This is a genomic window from Dyadobacter chenhuakuii (genome assembly GCF_023821985.2).
GTDB lineage: Bacteria > Bacteroidota > Bacteroidia > Cytophagales > Spirosomataceae > Dyadobacter > Dyadobacter chenhuakuii.
In genome coordinates, this window is record NZ_CP098805.1 from 2,677,244 (window position 1) to 2,702,433 (window position 25,190).

The 25,190-nt window shown below is 47.5% G+C and carries 15 protein-coding genes; 5 read left to right on the plus strand and 10 right to left on the minus strand.

Features of this window, described 5'->3' with window-relative positions; all coding sequences use genetic code 11:
• The first annotated feature begins 326 nt into the window (after window positions 1-326).
• Entirely contained in the window at window positions 327-740 is a 414-nt protein-coding gene (locus NFI80_RS11100) for a hypothetical protein (protein WP_235163026.1), read from the plus strand.
• Window positions 741-1,267: 527 nt separating this feature from the next.
• Window positions 1,268-2,152 carry a c-type cytochrome gene (locus NFI80_RS11105; RefSeq protein WP_235163025.1) on the plus strand — a complete coding sequence of 295 codons (885 nt, stop codon included), beginning with the start codon at window positions 1,268-1,270 and terminating at the stop codon, window positions 2,150-2,152.
• Window positions 2,153-2,163: 11 nt separating this feature from the next.
• On the opposite strand, the gene NFI80_RS11110 is transcribed toward NFI80_RS11105, so the two are convergent.
• From NFI80_RS11110 to NFI80_RS11140, 7 genes are all read right to left on the minus strand, one after another.
• The gene (locus tag NFI80_RS11110) at window positions 2,164-2,796 is read right to left on the minus strand and encodes a metallophosphoesterase (protein WP_235163024.1); all 633 of its coding nucleotides are present in this window, start codon (window positions 2,794-2,796) and stop codon (window positions 2,164-2,166) included.
• A 52-nt stretch (window positions 2,797-2,848) separates the two neighbouring features.
• Window positions 2,849-5,209 carry a glycoside hydrolase family 31 protein gene (locus NFI80_RS11115; protein WP_235163023.1) on the minus strand — a complete coding sequence of 787 codons (2,361 nt, stop codon included), beginning with the start codon at window positions 5,207-5,209 and terminating at the stop codon, window positions 2,849-2,851.
• A 215-nt stretch (window positions 5,210-5,424) separates the two neighbouring features.
• On the minus strand, window positions 5,425-6,591 hold the full coding sequence (locus NFI80_RS11120) for a glycan-binding surface protein (protein ID WP_235158476.1): 1,167 nt from the start codon (window positions 6,589-6,591) through the stop codon (window positions 5,425-5,427).
• A 19-nt stretch (window positions 6,592-6,610) separates the two neighbouring features.
• Window positions 6,611-8,236, minus strand: a complete 1,626-nt coding sequence (locus NFI80_RS11125) for a RagB/SusD family nutrient uptake outer membrane protein (protein ID WP_235158475.1) — start codon at window positions 8,234-8,236, stop codon at window positions 6,611-6,613.
• A 36-nt stretch (window positions 8,237-8,272) separates the two neighbouring features.
• Complete coding sequence (locus NFI80_RS11130) at window positions 8,273-11,491, minus strand: SusC/RagA family TonB-linked outer membrane protein (RefSeq protein ID WP_235163022.1); 3,219 nt, start codon at window positions 11,489-11,491, stop codon at window positions 8,273-8,275.
• 302 nt (window positions 11,492-11,793) lie between these two features.
• Entirely contained in the window at window positions 11,794-15,930 is a 4,137-nt protein-coding gene (locus tag NFI80_RS11135) for a hybrid sensor histidine kinase/response regulator transcription factor (RefSeq protein WP_235163021.1), read from the minus strand.
• 103 nt (window positions 15,931-16,033) lie between these two features.
• Entirely contained in the window at window positions 16,034-16,987 is a 954-nt protein-coding gene (locus NFI80_RS11140; protein WP_235163020.1) for a hypothetical protein, read from the minus strand.
• A gap of 242 nt (window positions 16,988-17,229) precedes the next feature.
• Between NFI80_RS11140 and NFI80_RS11145 the strand changes: the two genes are divergently transcribed.
• Window positions 17,230-19,650, plus strand: a complete 2,421-nt coding sequence (locus NFI80_RS11145) for an ABC transporter permease (RefSeq protein ID WP_235163019.1) — start codon at window positions 17,230-17,232, stop codon at window positions 19,648-19,650.
• Here NFI80_RS11145 and bla read toward each other — a convergent pair whose 3' ends face one another.
• From bla to NFI80_RS11160, 3 genes are all read right to left on the minus strand, one after another.
• Complete coding sequence (gene bla / locus NFI80_RS11150; RefSeq protein ID WP_233795894.1) at window positions 19,651-20,385, minus strand: subclass B1 metallo-beta-lactamase; 735 nt, start codon at window positions 20,383-20,385, stop codon at window positions 19,651-19,653.
• A gap of 95 nt (window positions 20,386-20,480) precedes the next feature.
• The gene (locus NFI80_RS11155) at window positions 20,481-20,861 is read right to left on the minus strand and encodes a hypothetical protein (RefSeq protein WP_254414174.1); all 381 of its coding nucleotides are present in this window, start codon (window positions 20,859-20,861) and stop codon (window positions 20,481-20,483) included.
• Between the two features lie 2 nt (window positions 20,862-20,863).
• The gene (locus tag NFI80_RS11160) at window positions 20,864-21,280 is read right to left on the minus strand and encodes a response regulator (RefSeq protein WP_235163017.1); all 417 of its coding nucleotides are present in this window, start codon (window positions 21,278-21,280) and stop codon (window positions 20,864-20,866) included.
• Window positions 21,281-21,453: 173 nt separating this feature from the next.
• On the opposite strand from NFI80_RS11160, the gene NFI80_RS11165 reads away from it, so the two are divergent.
• Together NFI80_RS11165 and NFI80_RS11170 are read left to right on the plus strand one after the other, a co-directional pair.
• A complete protein-coding gene (locus NFI80_RS11165) occupies window positions 21,454-22,083 on the plus strand; it encodes a response regulator transcription factor (RefSeq protein ID WP_233795891.1) in 630 nt (209 codons plus the stop codon).
• Between the two features lie 49 nt (window positions 22,084-22,132).
• Entirely contained in the window at window positions 22,133-25,186 is a 3,054-nt protein-coding gene (locus NFI80_RS11170; protein ID WP_235163016.1) for a sensor histidine kinase, read from the plus strand.
• Window positions 25,187-25,190: the final 4 nt, after the last annotated feature.

Below are 25,190 nucleotides of genomic sequence, written 5' to 3' on the forward strand. Positions count from 1 at the left end.
GTTGAAGTCTGAGCTTCACAGTCAAATGATAAGTACTGTCCCGGATGCGGGCTTGTTACGCCGACATTAGGCTTAAAGGCTTAAAAACACACTTGTACATAAAAATATCAACCTAGACTATACTCAACGTATTAAATTTTAGCCGGGTCGAAACATCTTCCCGGCTTTATTTTCTTTATGGTTGAAATTTTTGCTGACACTCTTTCAGCCTGCTGATCCGGCTTTGGCCTAATGTTCACGTGATATTTAAAAGCCTGGGATACCTCTCTTGAAAGGCACAGCCCCAATCGAAGTATACATTCTGTCCAACTTAATCCTTGACCTATATGCTTTTTCTATCCTTCATTATCGCCTGTTTTAACTGGACTGCATGGGATTTGGGTGCAGCTTCTTCGAATCACTTACCGGCCGTTTCCAACGAGTTGCGCGCAGTGGAGCCCGGATATTACTTTTGTCTCGCAACGACACCATTGTCCGAAAATCAATACATTTTCGTAGCCACACCTTTAAAAAAAGGCAATTTGATGATCGATGGCCGGACTATCAATGTTAGCTACACCATGACCGACAAAGACCGGAAGGGTTTTACGGATTATTTTTCGGGTGAAAACTACAACGTCAGGTTGATTATCCGGGACGAAATAAAAAGCGAGATCGGCATTTCCGACTATCGCGGGATCCTGGAAGTGCAGCATGGCGCGGAGAACCGGAAATATAAAGTCCACGGTCGCCGCTATTGAGATTTTGAAGAAATTGGGAACTATACCATTATTGCAATGTGTTCCGCAATAATTTTCCAACCAATTCTCTTCATGAAGCCTATCTATTTTCAAGAATTTGTTACTTCTTTTTCCGAGATTCTATCATCTAATAATGAATTCCTCGCCCTGGCAGCAGGTGGTTCATGTAAACCACCGCGCGGAACAAGCTGTAATGGCTTACTTGTCCGACTACGCGAACAGTTCCTCCCGGTAACATTCATTGCGAAGAGCGTAAGATATCCGGAAACTTCCCGGAGGAATTTTAATGCTATTTTTTAAAACCCACACTCACCCAATTGATGCCATAAAATGGCCATTTCGTTGTCCATTAAGGCCAATTGCCGCAAAGTGTACTTCCCTTTTTTATACAACATTGCTAAACTAGCATCCGCCTCATGACATCCGGGCGATCTGACGGATGAAGTGCGCATTGACGGTCATTAAATGGAGCCGTTGGCTGCTTGTGACAGCTATTTTTTGTATTTCAGAAAGTACATTTTAAAGCCATGAATTGGAAAAGTTGGATGCTTCCGGGGGCGATCTTTATTGCCTCCGGGTGTAAAATTCAGTACCCGACAGAAAAGATTGAATACAAAGTCGAGTCTCAGGACGTTGCAGAAGGAAAACGACTTACCATGCTGGTCTGCGGATCTTGCCATTATAATTTTGAGACAAAGGATTTCAGTGGCAAAAGACTGGAAGACTCGCCAAAATTCATCGGTAAGATCTACTCCGCTAACATCACGCAGGATCCCGAGCGCGGTGCAGGCAAATACACGCCCGGCGAACTGGCTTACCTGATCCGCACGGGCGTAAGCAGGACGGGACGACTAATGCCTTACATGCACCGCCCCAATATGGCCGACCAGGACCTGGACGACATCATTGCTTACTTGAAATCCGATGATGCTGCCGTAAAGCCATCGGTAAGGAGCGCGGGTAAAACAAAGTACACGCCAGCGGGCAGGCTTGGTTTGAGCATGATGAAACCCGGGGAATATCGCAACCACAGCATTCAAAAGCCCAAAGAGGATAAGGTTATGCTCGGGAAATACCTGGTTGATAATCTGGCCTGTTACCATTGTCATTCCAAAAGTTTTGCTTCGCTGGACCCGCTCGACCCGTCCAGATCGAAGGGCTATTTGGGTGGCGGGAATAAATTGCGGGACGCAAGCGGAAAAAAGATCAAATCACCGAATCTTACGCCGCACATAACCGGCATCCTGAATTGGACGGATGCCGAGTTCAGACGTGCTATTACCGAGGGCATTTCAAAAGACAATTCGGTTATCAGTTACCCTATGCCGCTATTCCCGGAATTGACGGAAGATGAAAGTTCTGCCATATTCGCCTACTTACAAACTGTCCCACCCATAAAAAGGAAAAGATAACAAGCAACAATTCAATTGGTGAACTCGTCGTGATGCGATTCGAGAAATGCGGGCTTACGCTGGCAAATGTCGTATGCCTCTCGTAACCCAATTGGCGCGTAATGTTGCTTTATTTTGAAAATATTATCTATTCCCACATCCAGTGATTTGCCCACATTCTCGTACGAGCCGTGAACATGTCCATAGAAAAGAGGAACATTGTGATGCGACTGGTGCCAGATCGCCATAGGATAATGGGCACACACGAATTTGAGAGATTCCACCTGATAGAAGCCTATCTGGGTAAATTCAGTGAATAAATTTTGTGGCCCCACATGTGCCCGCGAGATATGGTGATCGTGATTTCCTTGCAGTAAGATCACATTTTTACAGGCAATTTTCTTCCTGAATATCTGGATGTTATCCTTACCCCCAAACGACCAGTCGCCGCAATGGATCAGCAGGTCATTTTTACCCACAGTTGCATTAATGCCGGCAACGATGGCATCATTCATTTCATCAATGAGCGGGAATTTCCGACATCCCCCGGCATGATCCTCGGGCCACGTTGTTGTTCCTGAACAAATATTTTTATGCCCATAATGCGTGTCAGAGGTCAGGTAAACCTCATCAATTTTGAAGGGCAAATTACGGAATGGTATCATTTTGGAACTGCTTACTTTGAATTCTTGTCAAACGAATAAGCTCGCCTAAAAGTTATCTGTTTGCATATTGCAACACAAGCTTTCCGCCTTTTTTAATAACCAAAACATCTTTCACCACACTTTCACCCGGCATGAACAACTTCATAGTCGTCCGCGGACTTTCCACATTAAAACCCACCAGTTCTATATTTTTCCAATCGATCTGATCTGTTGACTGGGCCACTTTTGCATGGGGTAACACGGCACCTTCGCGGACCAGCATGACCACTTCCAATTCACCAGCCTCAATATCGTGCCAGCCGCCTTCGTACACCTTGCGGCTTTGGTAATCCACCCATTTTCCTTTTGGTAAATACACCTGCCGGCTTTTGGCTTTTTCAAAAAACGGCGCAATCAGCATATCCGATCCCAGCATATATTCATTGTCCACCATCCAGGCACCCGGATCGTCCGGAAATTCGACCAGCAACGCGCGCACCATCGGCAAGCCCTTCTCGGAAGCTATTTTGGATTGGGTATAAATGTATGGCATAAGCTTATATTTCAGCTCCACCGCTTTTCTGAAATAATCCTGAAAATCTTTCCCATATTCCCAGGGTTCTTTGGGCGCTTGTCCATGCGTGCGGGTATGGGAGCTCAGCAAGCCCATCATTAACCAGCGGCGGTAAAGATCTTCGGGCGTTTTCATGGTAAAACCGCCGATATCATGGCTCCAAAACGTAAAACCCGAAAGTCCCAGCGACAATCCGCCGCGCAGCTGTGCTTCCATTCCCTTGTCCGTGGTTTCCGCATCCCCGCCCCAATGGATGGGGTAACGCTGGCTGCCAGCCCAGGTGCTTCTGGCCCAGATAATGTTGTCGCCGGTTATCTTTTTTGTCAGTTCCGACACGATCTTATTATAACGCAATGGATACAGGTTATGCTCATAAAAGCCCGTGCGACCGGATGCATACACGCCCGATAATGGTGCAGCTTCACCAAAATCAACCTTAATAGCGCCAACGCCAAGTTTCAGCAATCCTGAAATTTTATCTTCATACCATTTAATGGTGTTGGGATTGGAAAAATCAAGCACAGCATCTTCATAGGGAATGGTCCCGTTTGCGTTCTTCACAGCCAGGCCTTTGTCCACGATTTCGGGATACAATGTGTTTTTCGGAACAAAATAAGGCAGCTGCCACAGCGATGTACGGAAACCCTGTTTTTTGAGGTCCGCGATCATGCCCTCGGGATTTTTGAAGCGACTTGGGGCGAAGTTGTAGTCGCAACGCCAGTCCGTCTCAAACCAGCCTGTATCGAAATGGATCACGTCGGAAGGGATGCGGTTCTCGCGCAATTTGGCGGCAACATTGCGCCCGTCCTGCTCTGAGAAGTACGTTATGCGGCTCATCCACAGCCCAAATGACCACAACGGAGGCATGGATGCCTTGCCGGTCAGGTTTGTGTATTCATCCAGAATGTCTTTGGGCTGCCCCAAAAACACGAACAGGTCTAGGTTCTCATCGCCGATCTGCATAGCATTGGATTCCCCGTAAGTAGCGCCAAAGTCACAGGTTATGGGCGAGGTTGTGTGCATAAAAATTCCATAGCCGCGAGAGCTCATGTAAAATGGAATCGGCTTATACATCGTCTGCGTTTGAACGCCATTCGGGTCGTGCGTCCATAAAACAACCTTTTGCCCGTTTTTGTCGAGCCGCGTAAAAGACTCACCGCAACCAAAAATCTTCTCGTCAGGCGAAATAGAAAAAACCGCCGCAACGCTCCGCGAATAGTCGGCAGCCCGGCGGACAAATGAAAACGGCAATGTCGGCGTATAAGAAGATTTCCCGTCTGCCTGCCCCCGCGTCTGCGTAAGCACTTTCCCATTTGAATCCTTAATCAGGATCTTCCAGGGATTTTCATAAATAGTAACAGATCCGTGTGCATTCGTGTATTCGTGGCCACCATTAATCTTTTTATATTTCCAGGAACCATCCTTAACCGGCTCTTTCACAAGCATCAGCGACATTTCGGATGAAGGTCCCTGAGCACCCGTATTCGCACGAATACGGACAGTGCGCGGCGATGTAAACTCAACAGAAAAAGGCAAAACAGGATCCTGTGCGTATTCAATAGAAGGAAATTCATTGCTGTAAGAGCGCTTATAGCTCAGCATGGAATTATCAAAATTATGCGCAGCGAAAGCCTCATGCCGTTTCCATTTGATCTTTCCCACACCGGTTGCAGGATCAAATGAGGCCAGACTATCGGCAAAAAACAATGTGTTGGAAAAATCCCGGAAATCACCGCTGATATCAACCGGATCATTCACGAGCTTGCTTTGCTGGGCTGAAACAGAATCGCAATCAAAAACAAGCGAAAACAGCACAAGCAACGACGCTAGTTTGGGTAAATGTTTAAAATGATACATCATGCAATTTATGTTGCCCTTTGGTTGATGGGCGATGTTATGGGCCTTGGCGTCCGGCCGCCCGGTCCCCTGTCACCCTGAGCGGAGCCGAAGGGGAGAGCACGATGCTTAAGGCGTCAAGCTTAGCCAGTAGCGCCCTTCGACTCCGCTCAGGGTGACAGCCCTTCGGCCGTCAGGCGGTGCGCCCCTGAGGGTGACAGGGGCCGCCGGCCCTACTATTACTTCTTCACAATCCTGAAATTATCAACACTTCCATTAAACGAAGCAATGGCTACGTCGGCTGAGCCGAATGATACTTTCAGGTCGCTTACTTTGGATGCGTCTGCGATGGTGCCGCCGGAGGCGCTTTTGAATTCGGAAAGCTCTATGACGGCCGTTCTCCATCCATTGGTTTGATAACCGGTTGCGGTGAATTCTGTGGAATTCCAGGGCTGGAATGCGTATACGAATTCAGTGCCGCCTGCGGTGATCGTGATTTCGTATTTACCAGCTTTCCAAGGCTCTGCAATGTTGTGCTCGAATTTGAATTGTCTTTCAGCGGCCGGACCTGCTGCCAGCTTGAAATCGAAACTGCAAGTGGAGAAAACCCACGCGTCGGCGTAGCCGGTTGCGGGTAACTTGGTTTGTTTGATCCGTGAATATTTTCCTGAGATCGCATTCGCATCCGTTGCCGGCACAATCGGCGCTCCGCCCCAGCATACTTCTGCCCCCCATGTTGTTGCAGGCACGTCAAAATTGACCATATGCCCTTCCATACTGTTCACTTTGAAAGCGGTTTTGACACTGCCAAATTCGCCCTCCACCGTAACAATGTCCGAAACGGCAGTAGCGGGCATTTTGGCGGTGATCTGCTTCACCGTAGTGCTCAGGATCTGCAAGTTGGTCGCGCCTACTTTTACGGATTTAATGTTATAAAAATAATCTCCGTTGATAACCAGCGTGCCTCCGGGCTTTACAAATTCGGAATACAAACCTGTGAGCACAGGCGTCGGCGCGGATAATACGAAGTCGTAAGTAGCCTCCCCGCCGCGGGTCTGCACTTTAATTTTATTGGACACATTCGCGTCCACTGCCTTGGTAGGTGCATTGGCTGGTATGGTCACAACCAGATTTGAGTTGCTGCCCAATGCAGCATTGAATGTAGCTTCGAAATCATTGAAATACACCTTCATCACACTCCCCAGGTTCTGTCCCTGGATCACGATCAGACTACCCGGTTCTGCTGCATTCAGCGAACTGTCGGCTTTGGTAGGGTCGAGCAGGCGGACGTTGGTGATTGCAGGCGCGCCGTCCACATCGTCGTCATTACAGCTCTGGAACGAAAGCAGCATTCCCGCTGCCAGGCACAGCCCCAGTGCTGTTTTATATATATTTTTAAAGTTCATCGCTTTACAAAAATTAGGGTTAGTCAACTAATGTGCTGAAATCAAAAGGAACCGGTTCACCTTTCAATGAAGGTGCATTCACGAGCTCTCCCTCCGGAAAGGGCAGGTAAAGCGTGTTTTCCGACAACGGATAATACTCAGCCGGTGAATAAGTCACGGTGTATTTCTTCGGATTGGTAGAACCTGGCACGTAAGTCATTGTATAGTTCTCCCTGCGTTGTGCAGCTGTGTAGGCGATTGCTTTGGCCGGATTGAAATAGTACCAGCGGACAATCTCATTCCAGGAGTTACCTTCAAACACGGTTTCAATTCTTCTTTCTTTGAAAATATCCTCGAAAGTCAGTGAAGTTTTAGCCGCCAGACCCGCTCTTTTGCGCACCGCATTATAGTATTGCAATGCTTTGGCATCATTGGTTGTAGCCGCATTGCCTAAAACTGCATCTGCATAAATCAGGTAAACTTCTGCCAGACGCAGCATATAGGAATTGATATTGGCAGCCATGAATCCGCCCAAACCACCATTATCTGCCGGTGAGCCAACAATGTATTTTTTGATCGCCGATAATTGCGCAGGCCTGTTGTATTTCAAACCACCGGTCGCTTTCTGAATGTTCGGGTACACATCGCTGTCGAACATCGCGATTGATTTTCTGCGAAGTGAATCCGCAGGGTTTTCAACAAAATATTTCACCAGATCCGCCGACAAACCTTGCGCTGCACCCCAGCCATCGCCCGTTGTGGTAATGTTGGCGTCGTAGGCAAAGTATGCCTGGAACGAATTGTTAACTCCCCAGGGACTGCTTACCGGCATCCATTGCAGCGAAAACAAGCTTTCCGGGTTATTTTTGGAAGAGTTGTTATTAGCACTTTCAAACAGCTCCGCATAGGTTGGCGCGAGCGTCCGGCCGCTTTTCGTGATCACATCTTCCGCATAATATTTCGCACTGTCCAGATCCGACTGGTTACGCGTTCCTTTCTGGTTCAATCCGGCGCGCATCAGGTACATTCTCGCCAGCATTCCTTCGGCTGAATATTTTGTCAAACGGCCCTGATCGGCAGTTGCAGGAAGGTTTTCTGCTGCGAAACGGTAATCCTGAATCAACAGCTTCCACACATCTTCAATGCGGTTGCGGACAGGTGGCAAGTTAAGCTGCGCCACGTTATCATACACAATCGGCACCGCGCCCCAGTTGGTTACCAGGTAATAATAGGCTGTTGCACGCATAAAACGGCATTCGCCCAATCCCTGCGCTTTCACAGTGGCCGAAGCCGTGCTTCCTGTCGCTTCCTTGATCGCCTTGTAAGCATTGTTGCTTTGCGCAATGATTTTGTAAAACGATTTGTAACCCGGCAAAAGCGTATTTACATCCGTCGATGGAATGGCGTGCTTAACATATGCCGTCCTGTCATTGGAGTTAAGGTTACCAGCGCGGGCTTCCTGAAATGACATGTTGGCCTTATCATTGAAATCGAACCACACAATGTTGTAAAGTGGCGCCGTTCCGGCCAGGATTTCGGCGTCAGTTTTGTAAAAATTACCCGAAGTGAGCGCGTCCAGTGGCGGGCGGTCCAGGAATTCTTCGCTGCATCCCTGCATAAGCATCAGTGTGCCGATGGCTGCCAGGAGTTTTATTTTGAATTGCATATAAGTTTCTTTTAAAAAATTATTGGATCAGATCGATTAAAAATCAGCCATCAGACCGAAAGAATACATACGAACAGACGGATAGCGTCCTGTGTCGATGCCGGCCATGACCGTTCCGCCATAGCTTACCATTCCGATCTCCGGATCATAACCTTTGTATTTCGTAATGGTAAACAGGTTTTGCGCGCCTACCGAAGCTTTCAATCCACGGATGAAAGTGTCTTTCAGCAATGACTTAGGGAAGTTGTAGCTCAATGTGATATTTTTCAAACGTACATAGCTTCCGTCTTCAATGAAATTGGTGCTCATCCGGTTGTTACCATTCGGGTCACCCGGCGCGATACGCGGGATTACGTGACCAGGATTGGTAAGTGTTACCGTTTCCGCATCACCTACTGCATAGCTGCTTGGGCGTGCATAGTTGGCCACCGATTTCCACTGGTTTCCAAATACACCACCATTACCCGGTACTTCCGCACGGTAACGCGGATAGTTAAGAATATCATTCTTGAAACTTCCCGTCATGAACGCGTTCAGCTCGAAGTTTTTGTAGGTCATATTGTTATTGAAACCCAATGTGAACTTCGGCCATGGGTTACCGATCACGGTGCGGTCTTCTGCATCAATGATGCCGTCGCCGTTCAGATCCTTGAATTTGCTATCCCCTACCCAGCTGCCTGTGAGCGGATTCATCGTCAGCTCGCCGTTGGATGTCTGGATCGCATGGCCTTTAATGTCGGCAGCGTCCTGATAAAGTCCCTCGGCTATGTAGCCGGTTAGCATACTGGCTGGTTGTCCCACCTCTGTTTTGAAACCAACCGAAGTTGCGTTCCAGGTTGGTGTAATCGGGTTCAGCAGTGACGTTACCTTATTGCGGTCGAACGAAAGGTTAATGCCTGTTCTCCAATAGAAACCCGCTTTGTCGATGTTCACGGTGTTCAATGTAAAGCCGACACCTCGGTTTTTCATGGAACCAGCATTAACGGCCGGCCAGCTCAGGTAACCTGGCGAGTAAGCAATGTCACCACCATAAGTAAACGGATATGAATTAACCGTGATCAGGCTCGTAATGTTTTTGATATAAGCATCCACGATCAGTTCCACGCGGTTGCTGAACATATGCAGGTCCAATCCGGCATTGATCACGTCGTCTTTTTCCCAGGTCAGGAATTCATTGGCAAAGTTCGAAGCCAGGAAGCCTGTTCCCCAGCCCGTTGGAACCGTTTGAAGCGTTGAATAAATAGCATTACCGCCACTTCCCTGGTTACCCGAGCGACCGATCTCAAATCTCAGTTTCAGGTCATTGATTGCATTAACACTTTTCAGGAAAGGCTCTTCCGAAACGCGCCATGCCACCGAAACGGCCGGGAAGTTGCCCCAGCGACGTCCTTCACGGAATGCCGAAGAACCGTCCATCCGGTAAGTTCCCTGCAAGAAGTAACGCTCATTGAAGCTATAATTCACACGAGCAAAATACGATTCACGGGATCCTGAACCTTTACCACTGTTGTTGCTGACATTGGAAATAACAGATGCATCACCACCGGAAAGCTCCTCTATCGTATTGGTAATGAACTTTTTACGCGTACCGCTCAATGATTCATAGGTAAATGCCTGTGCTTCATGACCAGCCATAATATTCACACCGTGACGTCCCAGTTTCAAATCATATGTCATACGGCTGTGCAAGCTCCACCAGTTGTTGGTGTTGACCGAGCGCGTCGAGGTCGCTGCGTCTTGTGAAACCACGTAACCGCCGATTGTATAAGAAGGGTGGAATGAGTAGTATTTCAAAAACTCACAGCTTCCGTTCACTTCCGTGTGCCACGTCAGGTTTTTCATCAGCTTCACATCTGCAAAAAGGCTTCCCAGGATCGATGTACGGCGGTTATAGTCGTTGTAGATCTTGGAAATCATCACCGGGTTCGTGAATTGGAACTGTGTAGAAACAGGCCCGCCCCAGCTTCCATCCGGATTGGTTACCGGCACACTTGGGTTTTGGTCCAGTGCAAGCTGAATAATGCCGCCATTGTTCGTGTTCACTTTTTCCTCAGTGATACCTACGCTCATATTCGCGCCGATTTTCAGCCAGTTACGCGTTTGGTTTTCAAGGTTCAAACGACCATTATAACGCTTGAAGCCCGAACCTTCCACAATCCCTTTCTGATTAAAATACTCACCGGAAAGGTAATAAGTCGATTTTTCCGTACCGCCGCTCAGGCCCACAGAATACTTCTGCAATGTAGTCGGACGGAAAAGTGCGCTCTGCCAGTTTGTACCATCTCCTAATACCGAAGGGTCCGCAAATTGCGGTTCGGTAGCCGTGCTACCCACAGCCGCCGCTTCATTCCGGAACTGTGCATATTCACGCAGGTTCATTACATCAATGTGCTTTGGCTCCGATTGCAATGTCAGCAGCGAGTTGAAAGTAATTTTCGCTTCGCCCGCCTTACCGCGTTTGGTAGTGATCATGACAACACCATTCGCCCCTACTGCACCATAAATCGCTGTGGCAGAAGGACCTTGCAAAACGTTGATCGTTTCGATATCGTCCGGGTTAATGCTGGAAAGAATGTTTGAAAAACCGGTTGGCCGGTTATTCGGATCATCCTTCATGTTATCAGGCTTGATCTGCACACCATCAATCACATATAATGGCTGCGTTGTGCCCGTCAAAGAGCTTAGTCCGCGTATTAAAACCGAAGGCGCCGCTCCGGGCTGACCCGAATTTTGCTGCACCATTACGTTCGCCGCCCGTCCCTGTAAACCCTGTTCAAGTGAAGTATTGATCGTTTTGCTCAGGTCTTTGCCAGAAACAGTCACTTGTGAGCTCGAAACGTCCGTTTTCTTCATTTCCCCGTATCCAACCACCACCACTTCGTCCAGGGCAGCAATGCTTTCCTGTAATCTGATGTCGATTTTTGTCTTGTTCCCTACCGGAATTTCCTGCGTCACATACCCGATAAAAGAGATCACCAATGTATTTCCCGCACTCGCCTCAATTGAGAATTCACCCTCCGTATTTGTAGTTGTACCATTAGAGGTTCCCTTCACCACCACGCTTGCGCCTGGAATTCCATCGTCGCCATCCACCGAAACCACTGTACCGGTAATCGTTTTTTTCGCATCGCCCTGCGCAAAGGCACCCAGCCCAGCGCCCATGATCCCCAATGTTAAAAGAAGAGGTCGTAGCAACCCGGCGAGGAACTGCAAGCTGCGACTTACCCGCCTTGTTTCGTACAAATTTTGTTGCATGTTGTTTGGTTTTATAAAGTGACTATTTGCTCACCTCCGATTTAGATTTTTCCGGGACTACTGGGTGAAGTGCCGGATTTGGTATAAATCGAATGAATAGTTGGACAAATGTGCCTTTAAAAAACAATCAGCAGGGGATCCAAATGTTTACAAATAGGGGTTCATTTGTAAACTCAGACGGAAAATTGCCCTATTTTTTCGCCTTTGAATGCATTATGGGGTGGTTATTTAAAAAATGCGATTGAGCAGGTAATGAGCAAGTGGATACCGATTATATGTTAGTATCGAAATGATCTTTTGTACTATTCCTGGCCGAGGTGCTCTTTCCGGTAGGCTGTGGGAAGCATATTATACTCTTCTTTGAAGAGTTTTGCGAAGTATTTCGGGTTGTTAAAACCGATCTGATATGCGATTTCAGAAATGGATAGCTGGCTTTTTTCCAGCAGGCTCGCGCCCCTGCGTATACGGATGATGCGAATGAATTCAATGGGCGTTTTGCCGGTCAGTGAAAGGATTTTTTTGTACAAATACATGCGGCTCATGGACATGGCATCGCTCAGTTCTTCGACGGTAAACTCGGCATTGGACATGTTTGCTTCCACCACTTTCACTGCGCTGTTTACAAATTCCTCGTCCAGCGAACGAATGGCAACCTCGCTCGGACGGATCTCCACGTGCTGCTGAAACTGCTGCTGCAACTGCTCACGCTGACGGATCAGGTTGGCGATCCTGACTTGTAAAATATCCAGCCGGAAAGGTTTGGTCACATACGCATCGGCGCCGGTCTGGTAACCTTGCAATTGCTGTTCTTCTTCCGCACGGGCTGTGAGCAGCACCACCGGAATATGCGAAATACGCCGGTCCGTTTTAATAATGCGGCAAAGCTCGATCCCGTCCATTTCGGGCATCATTACATCGCTTACGATCAGGTCAGGGATTTGTTCCAATGTGATTTCCAGTCCGGTTTTCCCGTTACCGGCTTCCAGGATGTCGTATTCTTTTTGAAATACTTCTTTTAAATACACCCTGAACTCGTCATTGTCCTCCACGAGCAGCACGAGCGGCTTGTTTTTCGCCGCTTTTTCCACGGGCAGATCTATTTCCACGTCGGTCATACTGGGCGCCAATGCCTCTGTCGCGGGCAGTGCATACACTCGGGACGGATTTTCCTGCAAAGGCAATGTCACGGTGAATGTGCTTCCCTGGCCCACTGCGCTTTCGAGATCGATTATGCCGCCATGCATTTTTACAAACTCCGAGACAATCGCAAGCCCGATCCCGCTGCCCTGGTTCATCATATTGTCGGGCATCGGATGCTGGTAAAACCGTTCGAACACCTTGGCTTGCGCGTCGGGCGGAATCCCGATCCCGGAATCGGCCACGCTTATTTCCAACGCCTCGCTACTATCCTGGTTCACAATGTGCAAAGTCACAGTTACGCGCCCGTTTTCCGGCGTGAATTTGAATGCATTAGAAAGCAGGTTATACATGATCTTCGACAACTTATCCTGATCAAAATCAGCATAGCGGGAGGTTAATTCACTTTCAAACCGGTAACGAATGTGCTTGTGCTCGGACAAGTCCGAAAAAGTCTGTGCGATCTGCCTCAAAAACCGGACAATATCTCCCCGTTCCGGCCGGAACTGCGTTTCTTCCACTTCCAGCTTTTTGAAATCGAGCATCTGGGTTACCAGGTTAAACAGCCGCTGCGCATTCCGGTGCACCAGCGACAATTGCCGGTGTACAGTGTGATCGGAACGGATATTTTTCAATAAGTTTTCGAGGGGAGTCAACATCAGCGTAAGCGGCGTGCGGAACTCGTGGCTTACATTGGTAAAAAACCGGATCTTCATCATGTCCAGCTCATGCAGCTGCTGGGCATAATGTCGCTCCTGTTCGAGTTTGAAGTTCATCCGTTCGCGCTCAATCAGGATCCATCGCGCAACCATCAACGCACCGGCTGCAAACAGGAAGTAAAGCAGATAAGCCAGTGGCGTCCGCCAGAATGGCGGCAGGATCACCACACGCAGGCTGCGCTCCGTGGACGCGCCGCCCTCTTTCATTTTCACCTTGAAAATATAAGTCCCCGGATCAAGGTTGGTGTAAGTCACCTTGCGCGTATTGTCGGCTTCAAACCACTGTTCGTTGAAGCCTTCCAATGTATACAGGTAATGGTTTTTCTCAGGATGCAGGAAATTCAGCGCAGCAAATTCGATCGTAAATACATTCTGGCTGTATTTCAACACAATGCGATCTGTCAGTGAAACCGACTTGGCCAGCACAGCCTCGCCATCGAAAAGCTCCCCAGGCTGAACGCTTTGATTGAAAATCTGAAAATCGGTAAGCATTACCTGTGTAGCGGTACGCTCGTTTGTAATTTGTTTTGGATCAAAAATCGAGAAACCGTTGGCCCCGCCAAAAACCATTTCGCCCGATTGCAGCCGGAGCGCAGCATTTTCATTGAACCCCCTACCCTGTAAACCATCGACCTCATTGAAGGTCCGCACCTGAAATGTGACGGGCACCCCACCCGAACGCTTGGAAATATCCACATGAACCAATCCTTTTGGTGTACCAAGCCACAAATTTTGCATCTTGTCGACGGCCACTGTCAGAATGGAGTTATCCGGCAAGCCGTGTCGCGTATTATAGGCCACGAATGTATTGGTGCGCGCGTCGTATCTGTTCAACCCTTCCGAAGTCCCGATCCAGATGTTGCCGAAATGGTCCTGTGCGAGTGAAGTAACTGCATCGCTGCTCAAACTTTTGGGATCGCCGGCTTTGTAGGCATAATGCACAAACCGGCCCGTTTGCCGCATTAAAACGTCAATCCCATTTGCAGTTCCGATCCAGATGTTGCCATGCCTGTCTTCGAGCATGGCCGAAATGTAATCAGAGCTGACGGAGTTGGGGGCTAGCCGCCGGTAATGCCGGAATGTCTTTTTGTTCCGGTCAAATAAATCGAGGCCATCGGCGAGGGTGCCTACCCACAATCGCTTTTGCGAATCTTCAAAAATCTCCCAGACGCGGTCATCGATGAGGCTCGTGGAATCAGCCGGATCGTGCAGATAGCGCGTGAAGGTTTTGCCGTCAAAACTGTTGAGCCCGCCAAAATAAGTTCCTATCCAGAGCACATTGCTTTTATCGAGACAAAGACTGACAATCACGTTGTTACTCAAACTTGCGGGGTCACCGGGAATGTTCTTGTATTGCCGGAATGTGTTGTTTTTACGGTCAAAATAAATCAAACCCCCGCCATTCATACCCAGCCAGAGATTGCCTTTCTGATCCTCCACAAACATATTCACATCGTCAAAAGGAAGGCTGCGCGGATCGCCGGGTGCATGCTGTATCAGCGAGAATTTGAAAATATTCTTATGGTAACTGCAAAATCCTTTCTTGAATGTCCCGGCCCAGATCATGCCCGTCGGGTCCTTGTACAAAGCCTGAATGCTGTTTTGGCTGATCGTTCTGGGGTCGCCGGGATTGAACAGCATGGTGGAAACGGTCCCGCGTTTTTTATCCACGACATTAATGCCCCCATGATCCGTGCCCATCCAGATGCGCCCATCCGGGCCGGTGACCATGGAACTTACGGTGTTGTTACTAAGGCGGAAATCTGCTCCGGCGGTGTTGGCAATGCGTAATGTGTTGTTGTTGAAATCAAAATAAAACGCACCCAATGCGGCTTTCACCACATAAACCCAGGGCTCGCCATCGTCATCCACAAAAACCTTGTGGTTGGACAAATTACCCAGGTTTCGGTTTTGTAACATCGCACTTTGCACATCCACCTGGTAGGTTTTTGCATGCAAACGGGCCAGAAACCCATCGTCACACACCACCCACAAGTTACCCTGCGCATCCTCACCGAAATCGGAGATCAGACGCTTGGCGGGCTCGGATGAGTCTTCGGAAGGGCTAAATTTAACCTTGACCAGCTTTTTGGAACGGGTTATAAATTTCAGTAACCCCAGCCGGTTGTGATTGATCCAGTAGTCGCCAGAGCGTGTTTTTATAATGCGGCTGAAATTGGCATCGGGCAGTCCGAGCCTTTTTGCCGCCAAGTCGGCATTGTGGTCAATGCGTTCAGCGATGGGATCGTAAATATCAAATCCAACCGGTGTACTGATCCAGATATAACCCTGCGGATCTTCAAATATCGCATTGATCCGATGATCCGAAATGGTGGTGGAATCGCCTTGAATGTGCTTGAAAACGCGAAACGAGTAGCCATCGAACCGGTTAAGGCCATTAGCCGTGCCGATCCAGACAAAACCCTGGCTGTCTTTCAGAAAACAGTTGACTTCATTGTGAGATAGTCCGCGTTCGGTGTTATAGCGTGCAAACTGATATTCATTGGATTGAGCCAGGCTCTTCCCCACGCAACCCAGCACGATCATTACCACCCAGCAAAAACCCCAAAAGCAACTTCGCATCACACAAAAAAACGAATCTTTTGTCTGAATTCTTACATTGTTATATGTGAATGTGGATACAACCGGGCGAGCAGGCAATGTTGCTGCCCGGCAACATTGCTTATCAGAGCTTCCTGCTGAAACTTAGTCCTACACCTGCCTGATTATTTCCATCTGGAAAGCTGTAAATATTCCAGGAGGTGCGTTTCTGCTCCATTTTCTTCTGGCGCAAAAGATTCCAGCTGCTCAATAGAATGGTGCTGGTGCCGATGCCTATATTGAACAAAGAAAGCCTGCCCTGACTGGTAAATTGAGGCGAATTGTCACCCTTGGTCAAACGTCTTTCGCGCGCAAAGCCGAAAGCACCCATAGCAACCTGGCTTGTTCCGGCCAAAAATCCAAGGACCGGGGCCGTTTTGGAATCGGCGCCCCTGGTAATATCTGCAATATTAATAACATTAAAAGTCGCATTTGCGCCCATCACAACGGCTGAACTGATGGCATACATGGGCTTAATGCGGTTTGAAGGCTGATCGGGATATGGATATGAGCCGTAGGCTGGCTGAATCATCGCACATTCTTCCTTCGTTAACCCACTCGACGCGATCCAGTTGTCAACCGATTCGCTGTTCATATCTAAAATGTCGGCATACTGATAATTTGCGTTGATAAGCTCTGCTGTACGCCTCCCGGCAGTTTGTTCAACGAGATAACCTACCGCGCAAATATTCTGGTCTTTGTCGATGAAACACGGTTTGCGCTGCCCTTCGTAATCGTAGTTTTTAGGATACTTTCCAGCTTGTGCATAGCTCCGGAGCAGGTTGAGCAAATGGGTTCTACTGGATTTAAATTCGCTGGTAAGGTGCGAAACATCCGCTTGACGCAAAAGCCGCTCCACATACAGGAGGTGTGTTTTGATCCGGAGCTCGTTATCCGTGTCCTCGTCAGGCTCAAATCCAAACTTCTCAACAAAACTAATGTTACCGCTGATCGGGTTGACGACGTCGAACTTTTGGTGATTACACCCGGCAAAAAATGCGATAATACACAGGCAGATAAATAAGGAAACGGTGCGCATAGGACGTTGACGGTTAGGTTGATAGTTCGGTTTAATATCCTTCCAGTTACTAAGAACTAAACAAATCGAAAATGGTTGGAAACTACTCGTCAATCCTTTGTGCAAAAGCGTCCTATTCATTTTTTTTCCCGGTATAAAATGCTTCAAAATTTCCGCGGCATAGGGACCAACAAATATTGCGGGGGATGGGGAGGAGGATTGTCATTTAAATCGCTTTTACCGGAAATCGAACGACTGCTGCCATGACACAGAACTACGCGAAGATCGCTTTCCGGGGACTTGCCAGAAATAAAGCTTATTCCTTCATCAACATTGCCGGCCTGGCCATCGGGATGGCCGTTGCACTGCTTGTCTCCATGTGGGTGTGGGACGAATGGAATTTCAATAAAAAGATTGAAAACAGCGACCGCATTGCGCGGGTTATGTGGAATTCGACGCAAAATGGCAAGGTGATCACCTCTGCCAATATGCCGTTCCCACTCGCTGCCGAGCTGCGCAACAGTCACGGACAAGACCTGGAACAGGTAGCAGTATCATGGAGCAGTGACGATTATGATATCTTGTCGGATGAGAACAAGTTTCGGCATAAAGGGCGTTTTATGGAGCCGCAAGGCGCGCACATTCTGTCGCCCATAATGATGAAAGGCAGCCGGGAGGCTCTTCAAAACCCTTCCGCGGTGCTCATTTCCGAATCCGCTGCGAGCGCATTTTTTGGAAAAGGTGAAGCATTGGGCAAAATCATCCTGATCGATCACGAGCTACGTTCCGAAGTTGCCGGCATTTATCAAGATTTCCCTGAGAATTCTGAATACAAGAATCTCGATTTCATCGCACCATGGAAACTGTTCGTCAGTGCCAAAAGAAGGCAATGGATAGGCGAGGCTAAGGATAACTGGGGCATTAAGACATTTGAAATACTCATAAAAGTTACACCCAAAACAAACATTGAGTCGGTGTCCGAGCGGATCAGCGGGCTAATGATGAGCCGCGTAAAGGACAATAAGATGGAAGCGAGTTTAAAACCAAGCTTACTATTGCATCCTATGGACCGCTGGCATTTGTTCGCCGATTGGGAAAATGGCCGGAATGCGGGCGGTCAGATTACATATGTATATATTTTCAGCGTTGCCGGCATCTCCATTTTACTGCTGGCTTGCATCAATTTCATGAATCTGAGCACGGCGCGGTCTGAGAAAAGGGCCCGTGAAGTGGGCGTCCGGAAGGCGGTTGGATCGATGCGTTACCAGCTTGTTTTCCAATTTTTGTTTGAATCCCTTATTACCGTTACTATTGCATTGCTTATTTCATTTGTTCTGGTTGAAGTTGCTTTGCCTTATTTCAACGCGGTTGCCGATAAAAATCTGCAATTGGTACGAGGCACTGAATTCATCAGCAGCCCGGCTTTCTGGATCCTGATCCTTGCGTTTTGTGGTGTCGTTTCCGTTATTTCGGGAAGTTATCCTGCTTTCTATCTGTCGTCCTTCAAGCCTGCTAAAATCTTAAAATCAGGAAATGTTCACTTTGGCAGCATTACTTCCTTACCAAGAAAAATACTGGTGGTTTTACAATTCACGGTTTCTGTTTCTTTGATTATCGGGACCATTGTCGTTTTCCGGCAGATCCAGTTCGGACAAAACCGGGCAGTTGGTTACGAACGAAACGGACTCATTAATGTTCAAATGCCACGCGGGGGCGGTCCATTGGATGCGCTGAATAACGATCTGCTGCAATCGGGTTATGTGGCCGATGTTGCACAGTCATCCGGCCCGGCGACGGACGTGATGTCCAATGCGAGCGGTTTTTCATGGGCTGGAAAAGCGCCTGACTTGCAGGAAAACTTCGCCGTCATTGCAGCTTCACACAGTTACGGCAACACGGTGGGCTGGCACGTGAAGGAAGGACGTGATTTTTCAAAAGCATTTCCGTCCGACTCGATGGCAGTTATTTTAAACAAATCTGCCGTTGAATACATGGGTTTGAAAGATCCGATAGGGAAAACGATCCGCTGGAAAGATGCGACATTTAATGATGATGTGTATCACATTGTGGGTGTGATCGACGATATGGTCATGCAATCGCCTTTCCAGCAGGTGAAGCAGACTATCTATTTCATGACCTACGCACCGAATTTTCTTTACCTTAAACTAAAACCCGGAACCGAAACTGCGACGGCCATGGAAAAGGTCCAGTCCATTTTCAAAAAGCATCTGCCGGATGTAGTGATCGATTTCAAGTTTGCAGATCAGGAATATGGCTTGAAGTTTGCAGTGGAACAGCGTGTTGCCAAGCTGGTTACCTTCTTCGCTGTGCTCGCAATTCTTATTTCCTGCCTGGGACTTTTCGCATTGGCAGCATTCACCGCCGAGCGGCGAACCAAGGAAATCGGCATCCGGAAAGTGCTTGGCGCAACCATCACGAACATCTGGCTGATGATTTCGAAAGAATTTGTTTACCTCATCGTAATTGCACTGCTCATAGCAACTCCCCTAACCTATTATTCTTTATCCAACTGGCTTGCTAAATATCAGTATCATACCACATTATCCTGGTGGATATTCACAATTTCGGGGTTGCTGGCATTGGCTTTAACCGTGCTTACAGTAAGCTATCAGGCTGTTAAAGCTGCCTCACTAAATCCTGTCAAATCGCTTAAATCGGACTGATCACTTTTTTTCAAACAATTTGATCGTATAATCCAGCAGCGCAGTATCGCCTGATTTGCCGTGGCCAGGGATTATGACCTCGACGTCGGGATATCGCTGTTTCAGCCTGGTCACCGTTGCGGGCCAGGCGGCTTCGTTGGCATCTTCCAAATTACCTTTTCCCGCCCCGACTTCCTTAATAAGGCATCCGCCAAACATTACTTTTTCGCTCGGAAAATAACCGACGACGTTATCTTTGGTATGTCCTTCACCAAAAAATTCCGTGATCACATCCCTGTTGCCTACTTTCAATGCAAGCTTGTTATCAAAACCTTTTTCAGGCGTCGGGAAATTTTTTAGTTTGGTGGAAGCAATGGTGCGGTTTTCGGCATAAGAAGGAATCCCACGGCGTTGAAACTCTTTGAGCCCGCCTACACAATCTTCGTGAAAATGCGTCGCAATGATGGCCACAACCTTACAATCGAGGCTATCCTGAACCCAGCTGATGAGTTGCGAAGAAGTGGAATCATCGACCGGTGTATCAAAAATAATAGCTTCACCTTTATCAAATACAACCATCCCGTTGCAAGGCACTTTTCCAAATGTCTCACTTTGGAAGTAAGTAATGTGCCGGTAAACATTCGGCTTAACGCGCTCAACAATAATGTCTGCCTTGCTGAAACTTTTGTCAGAAACTTTTGCGGATTTGCAGCATGTCAGGAGAAATACAAGGCTTAGGAACAGGAGTTGTCTCATCGTTGCGTATTGTTGATTTTTGTTTTAGTAAAACAAAACGAATTCGCCTGCTTAAACAAATCTCAACCAACAAATACCCGAATCAATGTCAAAAATCACCTGGAAGTAATCGAATCGCGGTCCGCAGCTGCTGAACTGTCGCGATATTGCCTTCTCTGGCCCACCTGTGAACTGTCAGCGTATGTCTTTTGATTTGGACGCTGTGGTAGGGTCGTTACGGTTTTGGTTTGCATCATTCCCTCATTGCCACCCGCACCCGTTCCGCTCATTTCCCACCCTGTCAGTGGCGCGGGACTGTCTGTCGGTGTATACAGATCGGTTTTTATTTCCCTTTTAATATAAATGCTGGAAGGGTTTGCCAGCTTCGTCCGTGTTGCAAGCACCTCGGATTGTCTATTCTGATTTATTATGATCATGCAGCCAATCAAAACAAATAAAGTAATGATCAGGCTAAAAAACTGCCAATTTTTTGTCATAACTATGCAGAGTATACGTTCGCGGTGCTTTGCACTTCTTTACAGAGATATTTGTCACCATTGATCACTGTCTTAATGCACGTTACCAGTTCGTCGGGATGATTGGTTTTTAGTAAATATCCGCTCACACCCTCATCCAGAAGCGAATTTGCCAGATCGTGCTGTAATTTTCCAGCGTAAACGACGAATGATGATTGCGGATAATCGTTCATAATGCGCTTCAATGCTACATTATCGATACCATCCGCTTCCTCTGTCATACCAATTATGATGATATCAAAAGTATGCTGATTGTCACATTTCCCGAACGTTTGCATACAAGAGGTTTGGATCATTGTGAGGTTCTGGAAGTGATCCCTGAGAAAGATACGCATCCCTGAGCGAAGGACCGGATGCTGGTCTATTACGGCGATTTTCATGGCGCAAAACTACAACGTATAGCTGTCAGCGACACGCGAGATAATTGAATTGATAATTGAAAAATGTTATTTGAGGACTAAAAAAATTAAATACCCTGACAAATTAATTCTATAACTATTTTTTCTAACTTGTTGTGTCAATATGCCAGGTTTCATTATTACTAACGTTCCTCATGAGCATTCAAATTATTGTGGCCGAGGACCATCCATTGATTTTGATGGGGATCCAGCATTTGTTGATGGAACACATGCCAGGCGCTGTTGTCACGGCAACCGGCGATTTCAACAAAGCGCTGGCCTTGCTTGAAAAACAGCCATACAACTTACTGATCATGGATATTAACCTGCCTGGCGGCGACAAAGTGGGAATGATCACCTCTGTGCGGATGAAACAGCCCAAGATCCCGATCCTGGTATGTTCCAGCTATGACGAACAGCTTTACGCGCTCCCTTTTTTGAAAGCCGGGGCCAATGGCTATATTTCGAAAACGGCACTTAACGAGGAATTTAAGCAGGCGATTGACAGTGTGATCAGTGGAAAAATTTACGCAAGCCCTTCGGTTATGGAGCAGGTTTTTGGTCAGCTTTTTAATAAAGGCAGCCAGGATCTGATTACAGATAAGCTGACGGACAAAGAGCTGGAAGTTGCCAAATTACTATCCAAAGGACTGTCTACCAAGGCCATAAGCGAGCACATTCACTTGTCACCCTCATCCGTGAGCAGTTACAAGGCGAAGATCTTTGAAAAACTCGGCGTAACCAATGTCATTGAACTTACGAGATATTTTGAATTGAACGGGTAACTTCATGTACCGGCATTCTCTTAATTGGAAACGTGTTATTGACGCCCGAATGAGAATCTGTCCGGTCATCGTTTTACGGTGCTTTCTTTGCCTGATGCTCGTTGCCTTTTACATTAAAGCGCAGCCGCAAGACGAGCTTTCATCGTACCGCCTGCAACATTTCACTGACGAAAACGGGCTTCCGCAGAATAGCGTAAAGGCCATTATGGAAGACCGAAACGGCTTTTTTTGGCTTGCGACAGAGGTGGGCGTCGTGCGTTTTGACGGGCAAAAGTTTATCACTTTCGATAAGTCTAATGTAGCCATTTCAAGCAACCGGATACGCGGCTTTGTTCCCGCCTTGCCAAGCCCGCAGGCCGACCCCGATTACGAATTTTACGGACTCACGGAGGACAACCAGTACATCGGCATCCGCAACAACGGGCTGGTAAAATCTGACACCGCTTTTTATGAGAAATACACGCAGACCGACCCATTCACAGGCAGGCAGATCAGGCACAACAGCATGCTGGGAAGCTCGCCCGCGCAATACCCGAACAGGCCGATGGAGGAGCATTACTTCGTGGCTGCGGACAGCGCAACATTCTACATATGGAGGCAAAACACCATTTCCTGCTATAAAAATCAAAAGCTGATCTCGACATCCCGCGGCTTGTTCCGGGATTTTTTCCTAGTCGGGTCCCAACCGTTCGCCATCGACGCATTGGGCAGGATTATCAGAATAAGGATTGGGAAAAGCAATGAAATCGTTTCGCCCGATGGAGACATCGTTCGTAATGCTTCGTTTATCAAGGGCAAAGACAATCTCAAATTGTATTGGAACAATGTTGCAAAAAGTGCCTTTCTATATCTGAATGAAACCTTCTACGCGCTCGAATTAACGCCTGGGGGACGATTGACCACAAAATTGCTTCTGCAGGGTTTTGATTTTGAGGATCAGGATATCGTAGCCGCGCATTATAGCAAAAACACCGGCGCTCTGCTGCTGGGAAGCACGACCAAAGGTTTGTTTTTAATTAAGAATAAAAACTTTGTAACGCTTAAAATAACCGGTAAGGACGCTGATAATGCATACTACGCACAAAAACCAGCTGGAAACAATGCTGTAATAACCAGCCAGGGATACCGCATAGGACGGAACGCAGCAGGTGCTCCGTTTTTTGAAGGCTTGGTTTCACCGTTTATGAAAGAGTTTGGTTACAAATTCTCTCTGGCTATGAATCCTGACAGTTCTTTCTGGTTTGGGATCGGTGACGACCTTTTTAAATTGGATAAAACAGCACAAAATGTACTATATCAGTTAAAATTGCAGCAAAAATTCATGTCGCTTCGTATCGATAAGCAACATAGGGTATGGCTGGGCGGGGAAAACAACACGCTGCATGAACTGGTAAAGTCCGGCAACGGCTACCAACCCAAATTAATTTTAAAAGCAGATTTCGGAGGTGTTTCCATCATAGGCCAGGAGTCAGCTGACGTCCTTCTGCTGGGAACTACAAAGGGGTTTTTCAGATATAATGTCCGCACCAAGCTGTTCCAAAAGCTGACTAATTTCAAGGATATGAGTATCCGGAGCTTTTACACAACCGCGGAGGGAACATGGATCACAACTTATGGAAACGGTTTTTTTCTGTTAAAAAAAGACCGCTTGATCTCGTTTCCCTTAGATAAGGACCGGTTTCTGGCCTTTGCACATTGCATCAGCGAAGATGCGAATGGCTTTTTTTGGATCACCACAAACAGGGGCTTATTTCAGGTAGCGAAGCGGCATTTACTGGACTATGTCCAGAATAGTCATAACATGGTTTACTATTTATATTACGACCGGAGCCAGGGTTTTGCTACAAATGAGTTTAATGGTGGTTGTTATCCGTGTTCTGTAAAGCTGGCCGACGGCACTTTATCACTTCCTTCAATGGATGGCCTTGTGTGGTTTTCTCCGAACAAAATCAAGCCCGAATTGCCGGATAGGGGCGTTTTTGTAAGTTCTGTCACTATGGATGGGAAAGACATCCCGATCAAAGACACGCTGCTTGTTCCATATAACTCGGAACAGCTTCGCTTGCAGGTGACGACACCATATCCCGGTCATGTGAATAACATTCAGATGCATTATTCCTTGTCAGGCGGAGGAAGAGAGGAGAAATGGTTGCGCGTTAATACCGACTTCATGATCTCCATCCCGAAGATGTCGTACGGTAAATACAACCTGACGATCAGAAAGAAAAACGGCTTTAAGACCAACGATTACACCTACAAAACGATCGTCCTGGACATTCGGCCGGCGTGGTACGAAACGTGGTGGTTCCGGCTACTTATCGCACTTGCCTTGCTGGGATTGTATTTCATGGCTGTAAAATGGCGGGCGGGTTATCTGGTAAAAAAAGAGCGAAAAGACAATCTGGTCCGGCATTACCGGGTTATCAGCCAGATTGTTGCAGCCGTAAATCACGACATTCAGACGCCATTGCATTACATCGGCTATTCGCTGCGGTATATCAACGATTATCTTCAAAAACTGGAAAATGGTAATCCGCTGATAAACAGGATGAGCGAAGAAACGCTTAACACTACGGTGCACATTGGAACGCTGACCAAAAATTTGCTGGATTACATCAAAATTCAAAACAAAAACGGCTCTTCGCGCACACAAATGAGCCAGGTAGAGGCGCGGGCCATGATCGATGGCATTTATTCGCTTTTCTCCGGCATTGCCGTTTCCAGGGGAGTTGTATTAAAAAATAATGTTGAGCCCGGTTTTCATGTGTGGAGCGATCCCAGTCTGCTATCGATTATTGTGCATAATTTATTGGATAATGCATTAAAAATCAGCGCATCCGAAATAACAATATCGTCCGGCATTGAGGATGGCAAGAAGCAGATCATCATCGAAGACAGCGGAACCGGCATGCCGGAAGACCTTATGAAATGGCTCAATAAATCCTATCGCTCCTACGAAGAATGGCTGAAAATCTCCCTATACCCCGAACAAAGAGGCATCGGGCTGGTAATAGTAAAAGACCTAAGCGTCCTGCTCGCCATCAACATCACCGCCACCATCAACACCAAAAATCACACGATTGTGAGATTGGTTTTTGAGTAGATAA